20 protein-coding genes and 1 pseudogene are annotated in these 21803 nt (G+C 35.6%); 7 read left to right on the top strand and 14 right to left on the bottom strand.

The genetic code is table 11. The features are described 5' to 3' along the window. Window positions 1-13: 13 nt before the first annotated feature. Complete coding sequence (locus tag MHH42_RS02500) at window positions 14-829, bottom strand: sugar ABC transporter ATP-binding protein (protein ID WP_098637655.1); 816 nt, start codon at window positions 827-829, stop codon at window positions 14-16. Window positions 830-1114: 285 nt separating this feature from the next. On the opposite strand from MHH42_RS02500, the gene MHH42_RS02495 reads away from it, so the two are divergent. After that, window positions 1115-2484, top strand: a protein-coding gene (locus MHH42_RS02495) for an IS3-like element ISBth167 family transposase (RefSeq protein WP_087949097.1) whose coding sequence is annotated in 2 segments (ribosomal slippage) — window positions 1115-1580 and window positions 1580-2484 — 1371 coding nt in all. Because the reading frame shifts where the segments join, the coding sequence is not laid out codon by codon here. Between the two features lie 44 nt (window positions 2485-2528). On the opposite strand, the gene MHH42_RS02490 is transcribed toward MHH42_RS02495, so the two are convergent. From MHH42_RS02490 to MHH42_RS02480, 3 genes and pseudogenes are all read right to left on the bottom strand, one after another. Further along, complete coding sequence (locus tag MHH42_RS02490) at window positions 2529-3773, bottom strand: serine hydrolase domain-containing protein (RefSeq protein WP_097954439.1); 1245 nt, start codon at window positions 3771-3773, stop codon at window positions 2529-2531. Window positions 3774-4015: 242 nt separating this feature from the next. After that, entirely contained in the window at window positions 4016-5518 is a 1503-nt protein-coding gene (gene nagE, locus MHH42_RS02485) for an N-acetylglucosamine-specific PTS transporter subunit IIBC (protein WP_016107473.1), read from the bottom strand. A gap of 141 nt (window positions 5519-5659) precedes the next feature. After that, window positions 5660-5773 (bottom strand): annotated as a pseudogene (locus tag MHH42_RS02480) (transcriptional regulator). A gap of 69 nt (window positions 5774-5842) precedes the next feature. Between MHH42_RS02480 and glsA the strand changes: the two are divergent. Both glsA and MHH42_RS02470 read left to right on the top strand, forming a co-directional pair. Next, on the top strand, window positions 5843-6772 hold the full coding sequence (gene glsA, locus MHH42_RS02475) for a glutaminase A (protein WP_001149858.1): 930 nt from the start codon (window positions 5843-5845) through the stop codon (window positions 6770-6772). A gap of 170 nt (window positions 6773-6942) precedes the next feature. Beyond that, window positions 6943-7284: a DUF3969 family protein gene (locus MHH42_RS02470; protein WP_000766598.1), complete on the top strand. Its 342-nt coding sequence runs from the start codon at window positions 6943-6945 to the stop codon at window positions 7282-7284. Window positions 7285-7397: 113 nt separating this feature from the next. On the opposite strand, the gene ytaF is transcribed toward MHH42_RS02470, so the two are convergent. After that, window positions 7398-8009 (bottom strand): sporulation membrane protein YtaF, encoded by a 612-nt coding sequence (gene ytaF / locus MHH42_RS02465; RefSeq protein ID WP_000100715.1) that lies wholly within the window; start codon window positions 8007-8009, stop codon window positions 7398-7400. Between the two features lie 129 nt (window positions 8010-8138). Between ytaF and MHH42_RS02460 the strand changes: the two genes are divergently transcribed. Next, window positions 8139-8792, top strand: coding sequence for a DUF1232 domain-containing protein (locus tag MHH42_RS02460; protein WP_001123710.1), 654 nt, complete (start codon window positions 8139-8141; stop codon window positions 8790-8792). Between the two features lie 257 nt (window positions 8793-9049). On the opposite strand, the gene MHH42_RS02455 is transcribed toward MHH42_RS02460, so the two are convergent. The 3 genes from MHH42_RS02455 to MHH42_RS02445 all read right to left on the bottom strand — a co-directional run bounded on the left by MHH42_RS02455 (window position 9050) and on the right by MHH42_RS02445 (window position 12332). Beyond that, entirely contained in the window at window positions 9050-10372 is a 1323-nt protein-coding gene (locus MHH42_RS02455) for an acetylornithine deacetylase (RefSeq protein ID WP_141489301.1), read from the bottom strand. 159 nt (window positions 10373-10531) lie between these two features. Next, window positions 10532-11971 carry an amino acid permease gene (locus tag MHH42_RS02450; protein ID WP_097873166.1) on the bottom strand — a complete coding sequence of 480 codons (1440 nt, stop codon included), beginning with the start codon at window positions 11969-11971 and terminating at the stop codon, window positions 10532-10534. Between the two features lie 106 nt (window positions 11972-12077). Beyond that, window positions 12078-12332, bottom strand: a complete 255-nt coding sequence (locus MHH42_RS02445) for a biotin/lipoyl-containing protein (protein WP_000859494.1) — start codon at window positions 12330-12332, stop codon at window positions 12078-12080. Window positions 12333-12633: 301 nt separating this feature from the next. Between MHH42_RS02445 and MHH42_RS02440 the strand changes: the two genes are divergently transcribed. Together MHH42_RS02440 and MHH42_RS02435 are read left to right on the top strand one after the other, a co-directional pair. Next, on the top strand, window positions 12634-14037 hold the full coding sequence (locus MHH42_RS02440; RefSeq protein WP_000556687.1) for a sigma-54 interaction domain-containing protein: 1404 nt from the start codon (window positions 12634-12636) through the stop codon (window positions 14035-14037). 81 nt (window positions 14038-14118) lie between these two features. Further along, a complete protein-coding gene (locus MHH42_RS02435) occupies window positions 14119-14322 on the top strand; it encodes a hypothetical protein (RefSeq protein ID WP_000063850.1) in 204 nt (67 codons plus the stop codon). A 48-nt stretch (window positions 14323-14370) separates the two neighbouring features. Here the strand turns inward: MHH42_RS02435 and truA are convergent, their stop codons facing one another. The 6 genes from truA to MHH42_RS02405 form a co-directional block, all read right to left on the bottom strand. Further along, window positions 14371-15108 (bottom strand): tRNA pseudouridine(38-40) synthase TruA, encoded by a 738-nt coding sequence (truA, locus tag MHH42_RS02430; RefSeq protein WP_000553129.1) that lies wholly within the window; start codon window positions 15106-15108, stop codon window positions 14371-14373. A 56-nt stretch (window positions 15109-15164) separates the two neighbouring features. After that, window positions 15165-16544 (bottom strand): 23S rRNA (uracil(1939)-C(5))-methyltransferase RlmD, encoded by a 1380-nt coding sequence (rlmD, locus tag MHH42_RS02425; protein WP_000615220.1) that lies wholly within the window; start codon window positions 16542-16544, stop codon window positions 15165-15167. Window positions 16545-16554: 10 nt separating this feature from the next. Continuing rightward, the gene (locus MHH42_RS02420; RefSeq protein WP_000269448.1) at window positions 16555-17418 is read right to left on the bottom strand and encodes a DNA-3-methyladenine glycosylase family protein; all 864 of its coding nucleotides are present in this window, start codon (window positions 17416-17418) and stop codon (window positions 16555-16557) included. A gap of 59 nt (window positions 17419-17477) precedes the next feature. Beyond that, window positions 17478-18260: a delta-lactam-biosynthetic de-N-acetylase gene (gene pdaA, locus MHH42_RS02415; protein ID WP_000875966.1), complete on the bottom strand. Its 783-nt coding sequence runs from the start codon at window positions 18258-18260 to the stop codon at window positions 17478-17480. Window positions 18261-18386: 126 nt separating this feature from the next. Continuing rightward, complete coding sequence (gene fumA, locus MHH42_RS02410) at window positions 18387-19907, bottom strand: class I fumarate hydratase (protein WP_097895491.1); 1521 nt, start codon at window positions 19905-19907, stop codon at window positions 18387-18389. A gap of 356 nt (window positions 19908-20263) precedes the next feature. Beyond that, the gene (locus MHH42_RS02405; RefSeq protein ID WP_000513558.1) at window positions 20264-20446 is read right to left on the bottom strand and encodes an SE1561 family protein; all 183 of its coding nucleotides are present in this window, start codon (window positions 20444-20446) and stop codon (window positions 20264-20266) included. 213 nt (window positions 20447-20659) lie between these two features. Between MHH42_RS02405 and yfkAB the strand changes: the two genes are divergently transcribed. Beyond that, complete coding sequence (gene yfkAB, locus MHH42_RS02400; RefSeq protein ID WP_000156031.1) at window positions 20660-21787, top strand: radical SAM/CxCxxxxC motif protein YfkAB; 1128 nt, start codon at window positions 20660-20662, stop codon at window positions 21785-21787. The last annotated feature ends 16 nt before the right edge of the window (window positions 21788-21803 follow it).

Raw genomic sequence — 21803 nt, 5'->3', positions numbered from 1 at the left:
CTTTATAAGTATTTTAATTTTTAATTGTAACAATGGCAGCTGTACTGTAATAAACCGCTCGTGGTAATTCTGCCTGTTCACTGATAGAAGCTGTAACAAGAGAACCACCGCTTGCCGAAAAATACTTAACAGCTTCTAACGGAATACCATCTTCTTTCACATCAATATGCGTGCCATCTCGCCAGTCTATTTTCTGCATTGTTGCTGAAAGGTCCCCAGTCACTTTACCAAATTCTTTACCATCCACCCCTAAAAAGATCCATTCCCATTTTGTTAAACTTAGTACTTGTTTCAATTCCCCAATTTTCTTTCCATCCATATTCGAAAAAATATAGAAGTTGCGTACTCCCATATTCTTTTGAACACGCAACAATCTTTCTCCTGAGTGATTATATAAATAAAATTGTTGCTTATGTAGTCCTTTAAAAAGAAAAGAGAGTACAGCTTGCCATACACTTTGAATAGCAAAATCATACTCTTCTTTTAAAAACCCTACTGTATTTCCTTCTAATCCAAAGTACGTTATTACTTGAAATATCCCTACCTCTTTACGAACAACAAATTTTTGTTGCTCAAATAATTCAGAAGTCTCTATATTATAATTTTCCTGTTTAAGTATTTTTGATCTTCGTTTTTCTATAAAGCTATATATCAATAATCCAAATACTGGTAGTACAATACCTATTAATTGCAGATTGTCTTTCTCTGAAGTGAATAGCATCCCTTTTTTATATTCCATCACTAATCCAATTGCAACGATAATCCATACAATGACAGATACAAAAAAAATACGTTTCGCATTACGTGCGTGATGCTTATGTATACTCATATCCCGTCCCCTTTTCCATTTATCCCGCTATTTGCCGGGCAGTAAGACCCACACTTCAAAATTCGGCGAAAGCAAAGAAGTTAGGTGGGTGATCGACTGCCCGTAAAAGCCCGATTGGTGAAGGCTAATAATCAGTGGGGGATGAAGAAAATCCCCACTGATTAAAGTTTCACTTTATTTCATTATCCCATTGCACATACACTTCCTCAATAAAAAAAGACTATCCAAAAATGAAGTGCACCCCAATTGTTAGACACATAATTAACAATTGGAGGTGCATTTTTTATGGCTAAATTTTCTTCAAAAGATAAAATACAAGCAGTAAAACGATATCTAGAAGGTACGGAAGGCGGAAAAACCATTGCTAATTCTATAGGGGTTCATCCTAGAGAACTTTATCAATGGATTAAACGGTTTGAATTTTCAGGGGAAAAGGCGTTTGAAAAACGCTATACAACTTACTCTCTCGAGTATAAACTAGATGTAATTCATTATATGAATGAAAATGGGACATCTCTGAGAGAAACAGCTGCTTTTTTTAATATTCCTTCTTGCGAAACACTCCGAAAATGGAAAGTAGCATATGAAACAGAAGGATTAGATGCCCTAAAATCAAAGAAAAAGGGGCGTCTAACCATGGCCAAAGAAAAAGCTAAGCTACAACATTTAAAACAAAACGAAGTATCTCTTGAAGGTTCTATAGAAGCGCTACAAGCAGAGAATGAACGTCTGCGTATGGAAAATGACTATTTAAAAAAGTTGAATGCCTTAGTTCAAAAGAAGAAAACATCACAGACCAAGACAAAGCGCAATTGATTTATGAATTAAGGCATAAATACAAGGTCGTTGACCTTGTGAAAGTCGCTAATATCGCTCGTAGTACGTACTATTACTGGATGAAACAAGCGAAACGTCCAGATAAATATAAGAAAGTTAAAGAATTAATTAAAGAGATCTTTAGTGAGAATTTTGGGAGGTATGGTTATCGTCGTATTACATTGGAATTACGTAATCGAGGCCATGCATTAAATCATAAAACCGTTCGACGTTTAATGAATATCCTGGGATTAAAATGTCTTGTTCGATTAAAAAAATATCGTTCATATAAAGGGACTGTCGGGAAATTCGCTCCTAATATTTTAAAACGTAATTTTCACGCATCAAAACCAAATGAAAAATGGGTAACAGATGTGACGGAGTTCCACTTACATGGTAAAAAACTATATCTATCACCCATTTTAGACTTATATAACGGAGAAATTATAGCTTACAATATAGAACATAGACCTGCCTATTCCCTTGTTTCTAAAATGTTGAATAAGGCGTTTCAACGTTTGAATGATAAGGAAACTCCTATTTTACACTCGGATCAAGGTTGGCATTATCAAATGCGACAATATCATCAGTCGCTTAAAAAACATAACGTTATCCAAAGTATGTCCCGTAAGGGAAATTGCTTAGATAATGCAGTCATGGAAAATTTCTTTGGCTTATTAAAGTCTGAATTACTTTATCTTAAAGAGTTTGAAAGTATGGAACAATTTAAGCAAGAACTAGAAACTTATATTCATTACTACAATCACAAAAGAATTAAAACAAAACTAAAAGGATTGTCCCCTGTGCAATACAGAGTTCAATCCTTAGTAGCTGCTTAATATATTTGTCTAATTTTTTGGGTTCAGTTCAAAAAGACAGTCTTTTACACTTCAATATTTCGCAACATCGTATAAATGTCGTTATTCACTTTACCAAATGATTTAATGTTATTTTGAATGTTAGATAATAAAACAACATATACACTACCATTTTTACTAAAACCATTTAAACAATTCCAACCTGGCATTACACCGTGATTTGAATAGCTTCCTGGATCTACATACCAGCCAAATCCGTAATCTTTTTTCACGGCAGTAAACATTTGATTATAACTCTCTTTTGAAATTAATTTTCCAGAGAAGAGTGCTTCATTAAATAAATATAAATCATGTGCGCTCGTATATATATCACCACAACCATATAGTTGTGACATGCTCGGAATATTAGGTGTTGTCATATTGTTATTCACTATTTTATAACCCGTTGATGGGAATCTTGTTTGTTCCAACGCTGTTCCAAAACCAGAATGTTTCATACCCGCAGTCGCAAAAATATGCTGTTTTATATATTCTTCGAGCGACTGTCCACTTACCTTCTCAGCAATGTAAGCAAGTATAGAATAGTTTGAATCAGAATACTTCCATTTCTCTCCCGGACTCCCAATACGCTTTTGCTTTCCTATTCGTTTAATCAATTCTTCATGAGAAATATCCTCTGTCCCCTGCTCATACTCTGGAATTCCTGATGTATGTGTTAATAGATGTTTTAACTGTATGCTATTACCTTGAGGAAAGTCTGGAATATACTTTGTAACTGTATCCTCTACTTGTAACTTATTTTGATCTTTTAATTGCATAATAGCAGTCGCTACAAACGCTTTTGAAATAGAACCAATATAAAAGGTCGTCTCTGAATTATTCGGCACTTGATTCTCTTTATTAGCCATGCCGTATCCTTTATTCACAAGAACTTTCCCATTCTTCACAATAACAGCTGTTCCACTAAATCCCATGCTCTGTAAATATTGATCCAATTGAGCATTTTCATTAATTTCTTGAGGTGGTCCCTCAGCAGGCTTCTCCACAGCTTGCGCTTGCTTCACTTGTTCTTCCTGCTCTTTTTGTTTTTGTGCTTCTTGCTTCTTTTTTTCTTCTTCTTTCTTTTTTAGCTCTTCTTGTTTTTTCATTTCTGCTGCCGCTTTTAAAGTTTCCTCTTTCTTATTATGCGCAACAATTTTTGTATACATGAAATATACAAGTGATAATAGTAAGACGAGAATGATTGTTCTTTTTATGTATACAATCGGCCGACGTGCTTTCCCATTCGCATTATTTTTTTCCTGATCCATAATTGCCTTTTTCCCCTTATTTACCGATAATTTACTTTTAATTTCCACCTATATTTTGGATAATCTATTCTATAACATCACTACTTTATCACGCACTGTACATATAACCAACCTATATGTACAAAAAAGAAAAAGAAAATTTACAAAAGTAAGATTCCCGTTAAATTTTTAACATAAAAAAAGAGGATATCCTCTAAAAACTGATATTATCAGTCTTTTTGGATATCCTCTTATTTAATTATTTATACGTGTTTTTTCATATCATCGGCAACAGATTCAACATTTGTACCTACGATAACTTGTACACTTGTGTTACTTAATTTCATAACACCTTTCGCACCCGCACGTTTTAATGCAGCTTCGTTTACTTGACTAGCATCTTTCACTTGTAAGCGTAGACGTGTTGCACAGTTATCAATAACTGTTAAGTTGTCTTTTCCACCTAAAGCTGCTACGTAAGTTTCACCAATTGAACCTGCAACTGGTGCATCACCCTCTTCAACTAACTCATCGTCATCTTCACGACCAGGAGTTTTCAAGTCAAACTTCTTAATTAAGAAGTAGAATACTACAAAGTAAATTACTGCGTAAATTAAACCGATTCCCGCTAGCAATACTGGTTTCGTTGCAATACCAAAGTTTAAGAAGTAATCAATTGCACCGGCACTAAATGTGAAACCATCGTGAATGCCAAGTGATGTTGTTACGAATAAAGAAATACCTGTTAACACGGCATGAATACCATATAATACTGGTGATAGGAACATGAATGAGAATTCAATCGGTTCTGTAATACCAGTTAAGAATGAAGTCAATGCTAGGCCACCTAACATACCTGTAACCATTTTACGTTTTTCTGGTTTAGCAGCTGCAATCATTGCGAAACATGCTGCTGGTAAACCGAACATCATAACTGGGAAGAAACCAGTCATAAACATACCTGCTGTTTTATCCCCTGCAAGGAAGCGAGCAATATCACCATTTACAACGTTACCTGCTGCATTTGTAAAGTCACCAAATACGAACCAGAAGTATGTGTTCATTACATGGTGTAAGCCAATTGGAATTAATAGACGGTTTAATAAACCAAATAGACCTGAACCAACTGCACCTAAATTAACAATTCCATGAGCCAATGCATCGATGCCATTTTGAATTGCTGGCCAAATTTGTGCGAATAGAATTCCTAATATTAGCATCACAACCGATGTAACAATCGGAACGAAACGTTTTCCAGCAAAGAAACCTAACCATTCTGGAAGTTTAATCTTATGGAATTTATTATAAAGGAATCCTGCTATAACGCCGACAATAATACCACCTAAAACTTTCATATCCACTTTAGTCGATAATTCGGCGGCCTTAGATACTTGTGTCATTGTATCTGCCAGCTTAGCTGGATCTATATTTGCGCTATTACCTATTAAATCTTGAACTTTACCTAATTTATCTTGTAATTCTACAGTAGAATATCCCTTACTAAGTGCATCAATACTGTTTTTCATAACCAGATAACCAATTGCACCTGCAAGACCTGCTGCACCACTACCATCAACTGAAAGACCGATTGCAATACCAATTGCAAAAATAAGTGCTAAATTATCAAAAACCGCTGCGCCGGCCTGTGCCATAACAGGAATATCAAATACATCTGGTTGCCCTAAACGAAGCAATAATCCTGCTGCTGGTAGTACGGCAATTGGAAGCATTAGCGCTTTACCAATACGTTGTAAAAACTGCAACATTTTAATTCCCCCTATCAAATTTATGAAATCGTTATCATTATAAGTACGCTTTAGAAAACGCTTTCTATTTACATAACCATAATAACATATAGTTGTATAGATGTGTAGTTTTTATTTCCGAACTTTTTATGGATAAGTTTTCTATTTCCAAACTGTTATATAAAAGGGGAATTCTCCTCTTTTATTACAGAATAATCTAAACTAAAGACCCACTATAGAACATGTAACTTTCGTTTTATCATTCCACTTTTTCATGTTATTATTTATTTCCGAGCATATCGGGAAAAGTAAACTTAGTTAATTCGAAATAGGAGCGTTGGTACTATGCAGTGCATTGAAACAAACAACTTACAACAGTTGTTAGAACAAGTAAAACCATATACGAAAAAAGGAAAACTTGCTACTTATATCCCCGAACTAGGAAATGCAAATCCAGACGATTTAGGGATTGCCATTTTCCATAAAGAAACAGAATATATCCATGCTGGTAACTCACAGACATTATTTACTCTTCAAAGTATTTCCAAAGTAATTACACTTGCACTTGCCCTTTTAGATCGCGGTGAAGAATATGTATTTTCTAAAGTTGGAATGGAACCAACTGGTGACCCATTCAATTCTATTATTAAGTTAGAAACGACAAGTCCTTCCAAACCTCTTAATCCAATGATTAATGCGGGAGCATTAGCTATTACAAGCATGTTAGCGGGACAAGATAACGAAGAAAAAATGGAGCGCATTCTTCATTTTGTACGTGAAATAACAGATAATCCTACTATTAATTATTCTTCTAAAGTTGCCAATTCAGAATTAGAGACGGCTTACTTAAATCGTTCACTTTGTTACTATATGAAACAAAATGGAATTATCGATTGTGACATTGAGGAACTTATGGATTTATACACTCGTCAATGTGCAGTTGAAGTAAACTGTATTGATTTAGCACGTATTGGCTTAATTTTTGCAATGGACGGATATGATCCATATAAGAAAAAACAAATTATCCCTAAACATATTACGAAAATCTGTAAAACATTTATGGTTACATGCGGTATGTATAACGAATCTGGTGAATTTGCAATTCGCGTTGGTATCCCTGCAAAAAGCGGTGTAGCTGGTGGTATTTTCGGTTGCGTAAAAGGCGAGATGGGTATCGGCATTTTCGGGCCAGCTTTAGATGCAAACGGAAATAGTATCGCTGGTTTTAAAATTCTTGAACTTCTTTCTGCTCAAGAAGGTTGGAGCATTTTTTAATTGGGCGGTATCCTGCTAATATAGCAGGATTTTTTTACGGAAAATTCATTGTTACTGGTCATCAATATCCTTACGAAAACAGTACTGAAAGTTTCTCTTTATTATGCATATTTGCTCCCCCCTCCTGAATAGTATAGTACAACCTAGCGCTATATGTGGAGGTGTAAAAGATGAAACTAATATTTCAAATGGCGAAACAACCTGTTCTTGAAAAAACAATTGTTCTTTTTATATTGAGTATTGTAGAAAGCTTAAAGCTAAAAGTTGTTTCACTCGACGAAGCTCACCGATACATATTCAATTTAGAAGTACTTGAACTATTAATGGATCGAAACATCGATGATCAAGTACTAGAGCTTATACATTTCGGAATGGGACTCGAAGATATTCATCATGTACTCCCTGAAGAACTTGAGCATAGTATTGAGGAACTAAAATGGCTTTGTATCCAAGTTTTAAGTGAATATAGTATGCACGAAGAATCGGAACAATTAATTGAAGATATACGCTAAGAAGCACCTTTGTAGGTGCTTTTTATGTTTATTAAGAAATAAATATCCGATGTCGATATATGAAATTTATTCAAGTATTTCCGAGGAAATGCTCGAACATTGCCTTTCTATGTTTACAACAACTGATCTATCCCAATAAGAATTAATAATACGCCTGCAATTATCGTCGCCCATTTCCCTAAGTATTCAGCTAAAAATCTTTTTCCTATATATGAAAAGCCACTAATACAAATGAAACTAAACACCCCAGAAATACATGCCGTAAGCCACAGATTCAAATTTGTTACTCCAGCATCAAACCCACCTGCAATATTATTAATAGATAATGCCACCCCTAAAACAAGAGCCTCAGAAAAACTAATTGTTTTCGATCCATCAAAATCTGCTTTTTCTGGATCACGTAAAATCCCCAAAAGTACACTACCATCTTTAGATTCTATGGTGTCCTTTTTACTCAAGAAAGGCTGACATAAAATAAACACTCCGATTATCCCTAAAACAATTGCTCCAATCAGGTTTGCTGTAAACTCTGAAATAAATAATGCGATCCAATTCCCCAAAAAACCAGCTAATAAAGTAAATAAAAAACCAAAAAATGCGATGATAAAATTGTTAAACCACGAAATACGAATTTTACGAATGCCATATGCAATCCCAACACCTGCATTATCTAAATTAGAAGCAATTCCGATTAAAAGAATTGAAAATATACCTGCCGTACTCATAAACAGTCACCCCTTTTTCTCACTTCTCAATGCATATTATGAAAATGTTGAGCAACTGTGCCTGTCTGTTTCATATACTTGTAATAAATGCTCAACATTTTTTCAACAATAAAAAGGGGTGCCTTCACTATGCCTAAAGAAAACCCAAACGATCGGCTTGGTAAATTAATCAAAAAGCTTTTAAAAGAACGTGCCTTATCCATGCGCCAACTAGGAATACTTACAGATATTGATCCAGCAACAATCTCAAGAATTATGAATGGTAAACAACAACCAAAACAAAAACATCTACAAAAATTTGCAGAATGTCTGCAAGTTCCGCCTCAATTGTTATTTGATGAAATGTATCCTAATTCTCCTCACATAAATAAAGAAAAGACGGATATGTATACATCTCTTGATACAATTCAGCAAACTTTACAATCCTCTAACTTATTCGACTTCGATTACACAACAACTCGCGTAAAACAAGAACTTGAAACTTATGAACGCTATGCTCAAACAACAGAAGGTGAAAAACGTATTCATGAAAGTTTTTCGAGCAAGTTAGAACAGATTGATAGTGCAGGCCCTTTCATTGAACAATTAACAGATATGTATCAACAATTTTGTAATGAAACCATTTCAAAAGAAGAACGTGCAATTCTTGGGGGTGCATTACTGTATTTCATTTTATCGACCGACATTATACCCGACTATCTCTTTCCAATTGGCTATTTAGATGATGCAATTGCTGTTGAATTAGCAAAAGAGAAATTAATTGAACTAAAACGAAAGACATAGAAAAATAAAGTAAAACTTTAATCAGTAGGGGTTTTGTTCATCCACCACTGATTATTAGCCTTCACCAATCGGGTTTTTATGGGCCGTTGATCTCCCACCTAACTTCTTTGCTTTCCCTGAATTTTGAGATGGGGGGGCTTACTGCCCGGCGAATAACGGGATAAAAAACTATTTCAGCTGTTGTTTAAGTTCAACTCTGAAATAGTTCACTAAAAAATCGTACAAGTTGCAGACCCGTACGATTTCAATATACAAATCTATTTTTTCGTATGACACCATTCATATATGAACGTCGTTATTACTTTTGTAAATTCAATTAACTGTTCAACTTCAACTTTCTCATTTACAGAATGGGCCTCTTCTAGTGTACCTGGCCCATAAATAATGGCTGGGATATGAAATTCACTAAACCACCCACCATCCGTTACTGTTGCAGACATATCTAAAATTGCATTTTTAGATAAAATAGATTCATGTACCGCACTAAGAGTTTTTACAGCTACATGTTCACTATCTACTTCTAAAGAAGGAAAAATTTCACCACGATCCACAATCATCGACTCTCCGCCCCACTTAAATTGCGGTGGATTTTCACTTAACCATGGATCAGCAGCTGCTACTTTTCTTATATACGCTTCTATTTCTTCTATTATTTGTTCATGCGTTTCGTTTGGATAGAAGTGTACTGTTATCCACAATCGGCACTCATCAGCAATAAACGCTGCATGCCGGCCACCTTCAATAACAGCTGGATTAATTGTTGTTGTTCCAGGTGGATAGCCTTCATACGTTTTCATGACTGCCCAGTGGCGCTCCAGTTCTTGTAAGCTTTGCACAATTTTCATCATTTTTTCAATTGCACTCGCTCCAAATAGACGTCCTCCGGCATGAATCATTTGTCTACGTGTTGCATCATGAAACGTTCGCGGGCTTTTCACAGTAATCCATCCAGTAATTACGCCCCCCTGTCCTTGCATATGTAAATTGCTCGTATCCACTACGACTGCAAAATCAGCATCATAACCACGTTTACAACATTGAAGTGTTCCTGCTTCTCCTACTTCTTCTCCAATTACTGATTGAAATATTAGATCACCCGGCAATTCAATCCCCGCTTCTTCTAAAAGCTGAATAGCAAATAAGGATCCAGCTAATCCACCTTTCATATCTGCCGCGCCTCTTCCAACTAACCAGTCGTCTTTTATAAACGGCTCAAACGGATTTGTTTCCCATGCCTCATCTATCGACACTTCAGCTACATCCATATGTCCATTAATAATAAGACTTTTATATGTCCCGCTTTCCGTCCCTTTTTTTACACCAACAACGTTCGGGTCATTCGGATATACATCCCATTTATCAATACTAAAATTTCGTTTTCTTAGAAAATCTGCAACAAACTCTTGTGCTTCATTTGTATTTCTCGCTGGTGGCGCTGGTGTTTCAAAACGAATTAATGTTTTTGTAAGTTCGAGCAATTCCTCTTTCCTTGAATCTATTTGTTTTAACAACTGCGAAATTTCTGGATTCATCGCTAATTCCCCTTTGCATACGTAGTGTGTTTCCAGCTTTATTTTCACAAAAAAAGAGACTGTTTACAATTTTACAGTCTCTAAATGACTCACTATTATAAAGTGAAACTATAATCAGTGGGGAGGTTCATCCCCCACTGATTATTAGCCTTCACCAATCGGGCGTTTACGGGCAGTTTATCTCCAGCCGAATTTTGAAGTGGAGTTTTACTGACCGTTAATGCGGGGTAAACTTTCTAATTCAGTTGTGTTTGTCTTTTCAATATGTTCTACGCTACTTCTCTTATTTCTGGTAGCGCGATAAAACAGTAAACAAACAATCATAAATGGAATACCACAATATAAAGCCATTCTTTGTTCAGGAATAAAAGCCATGCCAACAATTACTGTTAAATTTAATACTAACGCAAGAAGTGGAACAAATGGATACAATGGTGTTTTAAATTTCAAATCCTTAATATCCCCGCCCTGCTTTACGTATGTCCTTCTAGCTAATAAGTTAGATAAAGCAATCGATGCCCAAACTAATATTGCTCCGAACCCTGCAATTGAAAGAAGCCATAAATAAACTGTATCTTCCGCATAAATACCTGATAATAATGAGAGGCATCCTACAATCGTGCTTACAATCAACGCATAAATAGGAACACCGTTTTTAGATAACTTACCAAAAATCGTGCTAATCATTCCTTGATTAGACATAGACCATAGCATACGGGAAGTTGCATATAATCCTGAATTCGCAACCGATAATACCGCTGTAATAATAACAAAATTTATAATATCAGCCGCATAGGGAATACCAATTTTATCAAATACGACTACAAATGGACTTTCTATTACGCCTGCTTGCTGCCAAGGAAATAGTCCTGCAAGAATAAAAATAGATAGTACAAAGAAAACGAGTATGCGCCAAACTGTATTATTAATTGCCTTCGGGATCGTTTTCTCTGGATTTTCACTCTCACCAGCTGCAATTCCAACTAGTTCTGTTCCTTGGAAAGCAAAATTAACTGCAATCATTGTAATTAAAATTGCTGATAATCCATTTGGAAACAACCCTCCATAATCAGTAAAACTAGAAAACATCGGTGCTGGTTCGTTTCCTTTCATATCTAGAAAACCGAACATCGCTGCCCCGCCCAAAATAATAAATGCAATGATTGTAATTACTTTAATACTTGCAAACCAAAATTCAACTTCCGCAAAACTTCTTGAAGATAACGCATTAATAGCAAAGAGCAGTACTGCGAACACTACACACCAAATCCATGACGGTACATCGGGAAACCAGCGTTTCATCAAAATACTAACTGCAATTAATTCAATGCCTATCGTAGCAGACCAGTTTAGCCACGACATCCAGCCGACTACATAACCCGCTGCAGGCGAAATGTGCTTTGTTGCATACGTTTGATAAGATCCTGCATCAGGCATTGCAACCGCTAACTCTCCTAGACAGAGCATCGTTAAATACATAACAAACCCGCCAACAAGATACGCTATAATCGCTCCTCCAGGTCCAGCTTCATGAATTGTATAACCAGATCCTAAAAAAAGACCCGTACCAATAACCCCTCCGAGTGCAATCATAAATATGTGCCGACTTTTCAATTCCCTTTTTAATCCTTGGCTTTGATCCATCACATAAATCCCCCCTTTTCATTTTTTAAAACCCATTAATTGTAAGCGCTTTTAAAATTCTTCATCGTAAAATTAATTATTAAAAAGTGCAAAATACATATCACTTATATTAATCACTACCTGTTATTAAAAGGTCATCCCTTACTGTTATTAATAGTTTTTGATCAGCGATAGCTTGTCCTTCTACCACTTCTAAAGATTCGATATAACCACTGATGCCTACCTTAATTTCTACTTTCTGTTTATCTATCGTTTCAATTAACGCTAATTTCTCCCACTCATATACGTAAGAACTTTCAGTAACAAATAATTTCTCTACTTTCCCGTAACAAGGACTATACACGCCTTCTATAACCGTCTTCACTTAATAAATTCCTCCTCTTAATTAATTTGCACTGAAATGTCGCATACCCTATGAAAAGTTCTAATTCATCCACTCCTTTCATTTAAAGATTTCAATTATTATTTATGCAAGATACGTACCAACCTCAATATCTATATAAAAATTAAGATTTCGTACAAAAAAATCTACATAACCGCAAAATTTTTCTATCATTTAAAAAGTTTTGAAAGAAAATAGCAAAAAAATTTTGCGATTTTATGAGAATTTTAATAAAATTATAAAAAATCAGTCTTCATAGGGTGAAACGAGGAGAAGATGATACATGCATACAGAAGAAATTAATTTTAAACAAATTATTGAAATGAATGCGCTATATGAAGCTTTACTCAATGAACTCGATATCGGGATTCATATTATTAATGAGGAAAGTAAAACGATTATCTATAACCGCAAAATGATGGAAATTGAATCAATGAACCGCTTAGATGTGCTATATAAAAGTCCCTTAGAGGTATTTGCATTTGAAGAAAATAAAAATAGTACTCTTATAGAGGCATTAAAATTTGGAAAAACAAAAAAAAATATAAAACAAACGTATTTTAACAATAAAGGACAAGAAATTACGACGATTAACGATACTTTCCCTATAATAGAAAATGGAAAAATTAAAGGTGCTATTGAAATTTCAAAAGAGATTAGTCACTTAAAGCAACCAATAAAAATGAGCCCTTCTCGAAAACAAAATACTAAATTCACCTTTGACCACATAATTGGTGATTCTGGAGCTATTCAATCAATCATTGCAGAAGGAAAGAGGGTAATTCGTACATCCTCATCTATACTTCTTGTAGGAGAAACAGGGACTGGCAAAGAACTATTTGCACAAAGTATACATAATGAAAGTCAGCGTTCAACAAAACCGTTTATTTCACAAAATTGTGCAGCTATACCTGATACCCTAATGGAAAGCTTATTATTTGGTACGAATCGAGGTGCCTTTACAGGAGCAATAGATAAATCTGGTTTATTTGAAGAAGCAAATGGTGGGACTTTGTTGTTAGATGAAATCAACTCATTAAGCCCAACGCTTCAAGCTAAGTTACTACGGGCTATACAAGAAAAAACAATACGAAGAATCGGAGGCGCACAAGAAAAAGAAATTGATGTTCGTATTATAGCAACTATTAATGAAGACCCTCTTGAAGCTATTGCACACAATCGGTTAAGAGAAGATTTATATTACCGATTAAGCGTCGTTACTTTATGTCTTCCACCTTTACGGGAACGAAAAGAAGATATTCCAGCTCTTGTTCAGCACTTTATCGAAAAGTACAATATTCAATTCGGGCTCAGCGTAACGGATGTAGATGTACATGTAAGAGAATTCTTTTATGTATACGATTGGCCCGGAAACGTACGAGAATTGGAACATATAATTGAAGGTTCAATGAACTTAATAGAAGATGAAAATATCATTACAGCGTTTCATATACCCACTCACTTTCGCGAACGAATAAAAAAAGAATTCAATATGCAACCTTCACTAACTAATTACAATGCTGATACACCTAAAACTTTAAAGCACACGATAGAAGAAATAGAAAAAAACTACATCACTCAAATTCTTAAAGAGAATAATGGTAATATCTCACAAGCAGCAAAATTTTTAGGATTGAGTAGACAAAACTTACAATATCGAATTAAAAAACTTCATTTACAAATATGAAATGAACCTTTCTCCAATCGTAGAAAAATTGGTAAAATATGTTAAACTAAACATATAACATGCTAGAAAGGGGCGATATATATGAGTAATGATAAAAAATTAAAGTTAATACAATACTTATACTTTTTCCCTACTATTCTCTGTATGATGTTATTCATTAATGCCGATGTAAGCAGCTCTCCTTATGCAAAGCTATTAGGAACAATTTTCGGCTCCTTTGCAGCTATTATGCTTGCTGCTTTTTGGAATTTGAAAATACGTATGAAGAAAGAGAAATCTTCTTAACAGCAAAACATAAAAAAATCGAGCCTACACAGCTCGATTTTTTACTGATTAAAACTCAACACTCTCCAAATACAAACCACTTGCCTCAGCAAGACAATTAATTTGATTGCGCTGTTTTTCCTCTAAAATGTTCGGAATTGCTTCAGCATCTAATTGTCCTAATCCAACTTCAATTAATGCTCCAACAATTTTTCGCACCATATTATGAAGGAAGCCGTTACCACTTACTCTAATTTGTACAAATCCTGCCTCTTCAGAAACCTCAAGCGTATATACTTCTCGAACCATAGACTTTTTCTTAGATTTTGCATTTGAAAAAGCAGTAAAATCATGTGAACCAACTAAATGTTTCGCAGCTTTTTTCATGCTTTCCACATTTAATTTTTTATTCACGTGCATGCTGTGTTTACGCATGAATGGGTTCGTATGCTCTTCATTCCAAATCTTATAAAGATATGTTTTCGCCTTAGAGTTGTAACGAGCATGGAAACGATCTGGCACTTCTTCCACACTTGTAATACTAATATCATTTGGTAAATATTGATTTAAATACTTTTTCACTTTATGTTCCACTAACTTCTCATCACTCTTAAAGTTAGCCACTTGATTCAAAGCGTGTACACCAGCATCCGTTCTACTACAGCCGATAATTTCAATTTCTTTCCCGACCATTTCAGATATGACACTCTCAATTTTCCCTTGAATCGTATTATCATTATTACCGAGACGTTGCCACCCTTTATAACGCGCACCGTCATACTGAATCGTTAATTTATAATTGTGCATAGTATTCTCCTTCATAGAAAATATTCCCTCATATCGTGAGGGAATATGAATAAACTTTACTTTTTAACAAGTCTTACTACATTTTCTACATGAGCTGTATGTGGGAACATATCAACTGGCTGCACATATTCCACTTCATAACTCTTCATTAATGCATTCACATCACGTGCTAACGATGAAGGATTACAAGATACGTACACAACTCGTTTCGGCTGTACTTTTAAAATTGTTTCCAATAATTTATCATCGCAACCTGTACGTGGTGGATCGACAACAATTACATCTGGACGCCATCCTTCTTTTACCCACTTTGGTAACCATTGTTCAGCTTTACCTGCTTCATACTTCGTGTTTGTAAATCCGTGACGTTTCGCATTTTTTCTTGCATCTGCAATCGCTTCTGGAATTACATCCATACCACGTACTTCCGCCGCATCATTCGCAAGCCAAAGACCAATTGTACCAACACCACAGTACGCATCTACAATTTTCTCATTCCCTGTTAAAGCAGCTGCTTTTTTCGCTTCATCATATAAAACAACCGTTTGCTCTGGATTCAGTTGGAAGAATGCACGTGCTGATAATTCAAATGATAAATCACCAAGTGTTTCTTGAATTACTTCTTTTCCAGCTAATTTAAATGTTTTGTCGCCAAAAATAACAGATGTTTTACGCCAGTTTACGTTTTGCATAATTGATTTAACAGCTGGCATCTGTTTTTGTACTTCTGCAATAAATTGTTCTTTATTTGGCAGTTCTTCTTTTGTTGTAATAAGTGTAACTTGTACTTCCCCTGTTTGAACTGCAGTACGTGTTACAATTGTGCGTACTAAACCTTTTTGTTTTTTCTCATTGTAAATAGAAACATTTAGTTTTTCTAATATACGTCTTACAACTTTTGTCGCTTCATTCGTTGCTTTATGTTGAATCATACAATGGGCAATATCAATTAACTGATGTGAGTTTTGTTTATATAACCCTGTAATAACTTTCTCGTCTTTACGCCCCACTTGTAATTGACTCTTATTACGATAATGCCATGGATTTTCCATACCAAGCGTCGGACGAATTTTCTCTTCCAAAGTGTTATTCATGTACTTCTCAAATGCTTGTACAACGATATCACGTTTTTGATTTAATTGTTCTTTATAATCTAAATGTTGTAGCTGACAGCCACCGCACTCCTCATATACTGGACATGGCGCTTTCACACGATGTGGTGAAGCTTTACGAACCTTTTTCACTTTCGCTTCAGCGAAGCCACGCTGAATTTTCGTTGTCTCAGCAACGACTTCTTCTCCTGGTAATGCCCCTGGAATGAAAACAACTTGTCTCTTAAAATAACCAACGCCTTCTCCGTTAATCCCAAGACGTTTAATTGTCACAGGAAACGTTTGACCAACTTCCAACTTACTCTCATGTTGCTTTTGTATCATGATTACACCTCTACTCTATACTTTTCCATAAATATAACGCTGCATAACTGCAGTATGGTTCACACTCTTGTTTCACGTTTTCTAAAAATGCATCATCAGGTTTATCATCTAATTGAAATACACCTTGCACTGCACGCTGAATCCCAATGTCCGCTTTCGGAAACATATTTTTCCGCCCAAGCCCAAACATTAAAAAGTTTTGCACTGTCCATGCACCAATTCCCCTAATTGGCAACAATTGTGCTGAAACTTCTTCTTCCGTCCCAGTTTCTATACTCGCTAAATCTAATGTACCACGGGCAATACGTTCTGCTAATCCTACTATATATTCAGCCTTTCGCTGACTAAACTTCTGCTCTCTCAATTCTTCTATTGAAATATTTGCTACTATTTCCGGAGTGGGGAAAAAGAATACACCGTTCTTCTCTGTTCCATACCGTTTCACAAATTGTTCTGTTAGCACAGTAGCAAATTTCAAATTTATTTGTTGGTGAATGATACAGCGAAGAAGACAAGCAAAATAATCAAATTCTAAAATAATTGGAGTATAAGCATATGTTTCAAATAGTGGACGTAATGATGTGTTTAAAAAATGATTTTGTATATCTTGAAACGGTTCATTCCAATGAAAAATGGCCCTCATTCGTTTCATGACTTTCTCCGGATCTCCTGTCTGACTAGAAATCCAAAACTGTGGATTTTGAACAGTACCAATCCCTTGCAAGCGAACAACAACCTGTTCCTCGTCTATACAAAGCGGGACATAAATGACTTTCTCATCTAATTGAATGACGTTGAGAGGATCAAAAGATAAACGTTTTAATACTTCTTCAAAATGATACGGATACTCTAACGTAACATGTTCGCTCCACATACGTTTCCCCATCCTTTTTACACATCATTATAGCATGAGAAAACCGCAAGCATACATGCTTACGGTTGATTGCTTTTCACTAAGTCATCTAGACTTTTAAAATGATACCCTTTCTCGCGCAAATCATCAATGATTTTCGCAAGTGCTTCTGCATTATCTTTTGATATTGCATGAAGTAATAAAACAGATCCTGGATGAATCATCGTCATTACATTGTTATGCGCATATTGCCACCCTCTTTGCTGATCCACTTTCCAATCAAGAAATGCAAGTGACCAAAATACATTATAGTAGCCCATTTCTTTCGTAAGAGCTAATGTTCTTTCACTAAATACGCCGCGCGGAGGACGTACATATTTCACTTCTTTTTGCCCTGTTACTTTTTTTATTTCCTCTGTTACACTCGTTAATTCTTCACGAAGTTTTGCATCGTTTACTGCTGTAAAATCTGGGTGACTCCAAGAATGATTCCCAATAATATGCCCTTCATTTTTCATTCGTAACAACAAATCTTTTTGGGTTTTAATATAATGCCCTGTTACAAAGAAAGTGGCTGGTACCTTCTTCTCTTTTAATACATCTAAAATCTGGCCTGTATAACCATTTTCATATCCATTATCAAATGTTAAATAAATATCTTTTTTCTTCGTATCCCCTAAATAAAATCCGCCATTTTTTTGTAGCAATTCTGTATAAAGTTTCCCTGCATCTGGTACTATTTCATTTTTAGGACGCGGAATTCCCCAGTTATGTGGAGTGTTTGTATAAGCCAATGTTGAAACTGGAACAAGTGCCATCATAATTGAAAAAATGAGACCTATATATAACCATTTATATTTCATAAATAGTCTCCTTTCCATATATAATCGTACCTGTAGTTTCTGTTTCTCTGCTTTCTTTCATGCTGAACATGTTTTTCTATATATACCAAAAAAATGCACCTCGAATCATTCGAGGTGCATTTTTGTTTACTTAAATACTGGCTCTTTAAAGCTCGCTAATTTTTCAAGCGATGTTTTATCAACATCAGCATGTAAACTATTACCATGAGAGTCCATCGTTACAACTGCTTTAAAACTTTCAATGCGTAAATGCCACATTGCTTCTGGAATACCAAATTGTAAGAAATCAACATCTTTCACTTCTTTAATACATTCCGCATAATATTGCGCCGCACCACCAATTGCGTTTAAGTACACGCCGCCGTGTTCTTCTAATGCTGCTAATGTTTTTGCACCCATGCCGCCTTTACCAATTACAGCACGAATACCAAATTTCTTCATAATATCCCCTTGGTATGGCTCTTCACGAATACTTGTCGTTGGTCCTGCTGCTTTAATTTGCCAATTGTCATTCTCGTCTTTCACTACAACTGGACCACAGTGATAAATAACTTGTCCATTTAAGTCTACTGGACAATCGTTATCCATTAAATGTTTATGGATTGCATCACGACCTGTATACATCATGCCATTAATTGTTACAACATCACCAACGCGAAGTTCACGAATTTGCTCTTCTGTAATTGGTGCTTGCAATACAATTTCACGTTGCTCTGTTTTTTCTTGCACTTCTTGCTCCAGTGTATCGTCGCCTTCTTGATATAGCCAATCCATAATTTCTCCTGTTTCAGGATGGATTTTTACACCAAGGCGGCGATATGCCCAACAATTATACGCAACAGATACGTAGAAGCTAGCTGGCAGGCGATTATATACGCCAATTTTACAACCAAGTAAAGTTGTTTCTCCGCCGAATCCCATCGTACCAATGCCAAGCTTATTCGCATTTTCTAATACATATTCTTCAAGTTTTTGTAACTCTGGTACAGGATTGATGTCATCTAATGTACGGAATAATTGATTTTTCGCTAATTCGTAACCTGATGTTCGGTCTCCCCCGATACCAACACCAATTACACCTGCACTACATCCTTGACCTTGTGCTTGATATACAGCATGAAGAAGGCATTTACGAATTCCTTCTAAATCACGGCCTGCGCGTCCAAGTCCTTCTAATTCACACGGTAAGCTATATTGAATATTTTTATTCTCACAACCGCCGCCCTTTAAAATTAAACGTGCATCAATATAATCTTTTTCCCATTGCTCAAACTTAATAACTGGTGTACCTGGTCCTAAATTGTTTCCACTATTGTCTCCAAAAAGAGAATCAACAGAGTTGGGACGAAGTTTACCATCTTTTGTCGCCCGCTCAAGCGCACTATAGATAGCTTCCTTCAGTTTTAATTGATTCACACCAACTGGTGTATAAATTTTAAAAGTTGGCATCCCTGTATCTTGGCAAATCGGCGAGATGTTATCATCTGCCATTTTAATGTTATTCGTAATTGTGCCAAGTGCCATCGCTGAACGAGTCCCTGCGTTTTCTCGCTCTTTCGCTTGTTGAATCGCACGACGAACATCTTTCGGTAAGTTCGTTGACGTTTCAACAACTAGTTGATACATGCTTTCTTGAAGCTTTTCCATTGTTACTTCCCCCTCAATTGTGAACGCTACCAAAACGTTACGAGATGAAAATTCCATCGTTATACTCTTCAGCCCTTTATTTATCCCGCATGAACGGGCAGTAAGACTCCCACCTCGAAATTTGACTAGAGCAAAGAAGTTAGGTTGGAGCCCTACTGCCCGTAAACGCCCGATTGGTGAAGGCTAATAATCAGTGGGGAATAAACTTCCCCACTGATTAAAGTTTCACTTTATTTCATGCTATTAAAGTATAAATGAGATTTTTCACAACTTGATTATACCTTTTTTTCTATATTCCTTCTATTATCCGTACAGAAAAAGGCTACCAATTTTGTATTGGCAGCCTTTTTAATATATTATTCGTCTTTTTTAAATTGCTCACATTTTAATTCTAATTCATCTAACATCGCAAGAAGACGATCTACATCTTCTAACTCTACTTCTTCAGGTTCAATTGTATCAATTACTTCAATGAACATATTTAAACGCTCTTTTAAATATACTAATTGTGTATCTTTATCTTGAATTGCTTTTCCCATGAAGGCACTCTCCTTTTAATTCGAGTTGCTTTTATTATACCGCAAAAATGATTGCTATGGGCATGAAATTTCATCAATTTTGTCACGATTATCCGCTATAATGTAAGCCCTCTCTCTTTTTCCGCTAAAAAGTTTCACTTTATAAAAAGTACATATTCTTCTATTATAGAGAATGGACAAATTGTTATTTCAATAGTCAAAGGAGTATTTCATATGACGATATCACAAAAAATGAAGCCGATTACTCCTTCTTACGATCCATGGGAAGCGTATATGGACCTTGAAGAGTACGGCAAACTACTATTAACAAACGTTGAGTTTACAACGACAACGTTATGCAATATGCGTTGCGAGCATTGTGCTGTTGGTTACACATTACAGCCGAAAGATCCAAATCCGCTTCCGATGGAGCTTTTATTAAAACGATTAGATGAGATTCCTCATTTACGTTCTTTAAGTATTACTGGCGGAGAACCTATGCTTTCAAAGAAATCCGTCGACAACTATGTAACACCACTCTTAAAATACGCTCATGAACGAGGCGTTCGCACTCAAATCAACTCAAACTTAACTATAGATTTAGCACGTTACGAACAAATTATTCCTTATTTAGATGTGCTGCATATTTCTCATAACTGGGGAACAATTGATGACTTCGTTGAAGGCGGATTTGCAATGATGGAGCGTAAACCTACTTATGAACAACGTGCAAAATTATTCGAACGAATGATTACCAATAGTAAAGCTCTATCCGATGCAGGTGTACTCGTATCAGCTGAAACGATGTTAAACAAAAGAACTCTACCACACATTGAACATATTCATCGTCAAATCGTTGAGGAAATGGGTTGTAAACGTCATGAAGTGCATCCGATGTATCCAAGTGACTTCGCTAGCACACTTGAAATTTTAACAAAAGACGAAATTCGAAAAGCTATTGAACATTTATTAGAAATTCGTGACGAAAATGTATGGATGTTATTTGGAACATTACCTTTCTATGCATGTAGTGATGATGAACGCGATTTAGCTACATTTAAGAAATTACATGAAAGTAAAAATGTAACTGTACGTAATGATCCAGATGGCCGTTCTCGTTTAAATGTAAATATTTTCGATGGAAATATTATTGTGACGGACTTTGGTGATGTTCCGCTTCTAGGAAACATACAAACAAACACATTACAAGAAGCATATGAGAAATGGAGCGCTTCAAAAACAGCAAAATCATTAAGCTGTCATTGCCCTGCGGTGAAATGTCTTGGACCGAATGTTCTTGTAAAGAACAGCTACTATCCAACAGAAGATTTCTTATCAAAAAAATCAAACCTTATGTTATAAATAAAAACGTCAGCTT

This window comes from Bacillus sp. FSL L8-0099 (genome assembly GCF_038006385.1).
GTDB classification, from domain to species: Bacteria; Bacillota; Bacilli; order Bacillales; family Bacillaceae_G; genus Bacillus_A; species Bacillus_A toyonensis.
This window is presented reverse-complemented; position numbering and strand designations above follow the sequence as displayed.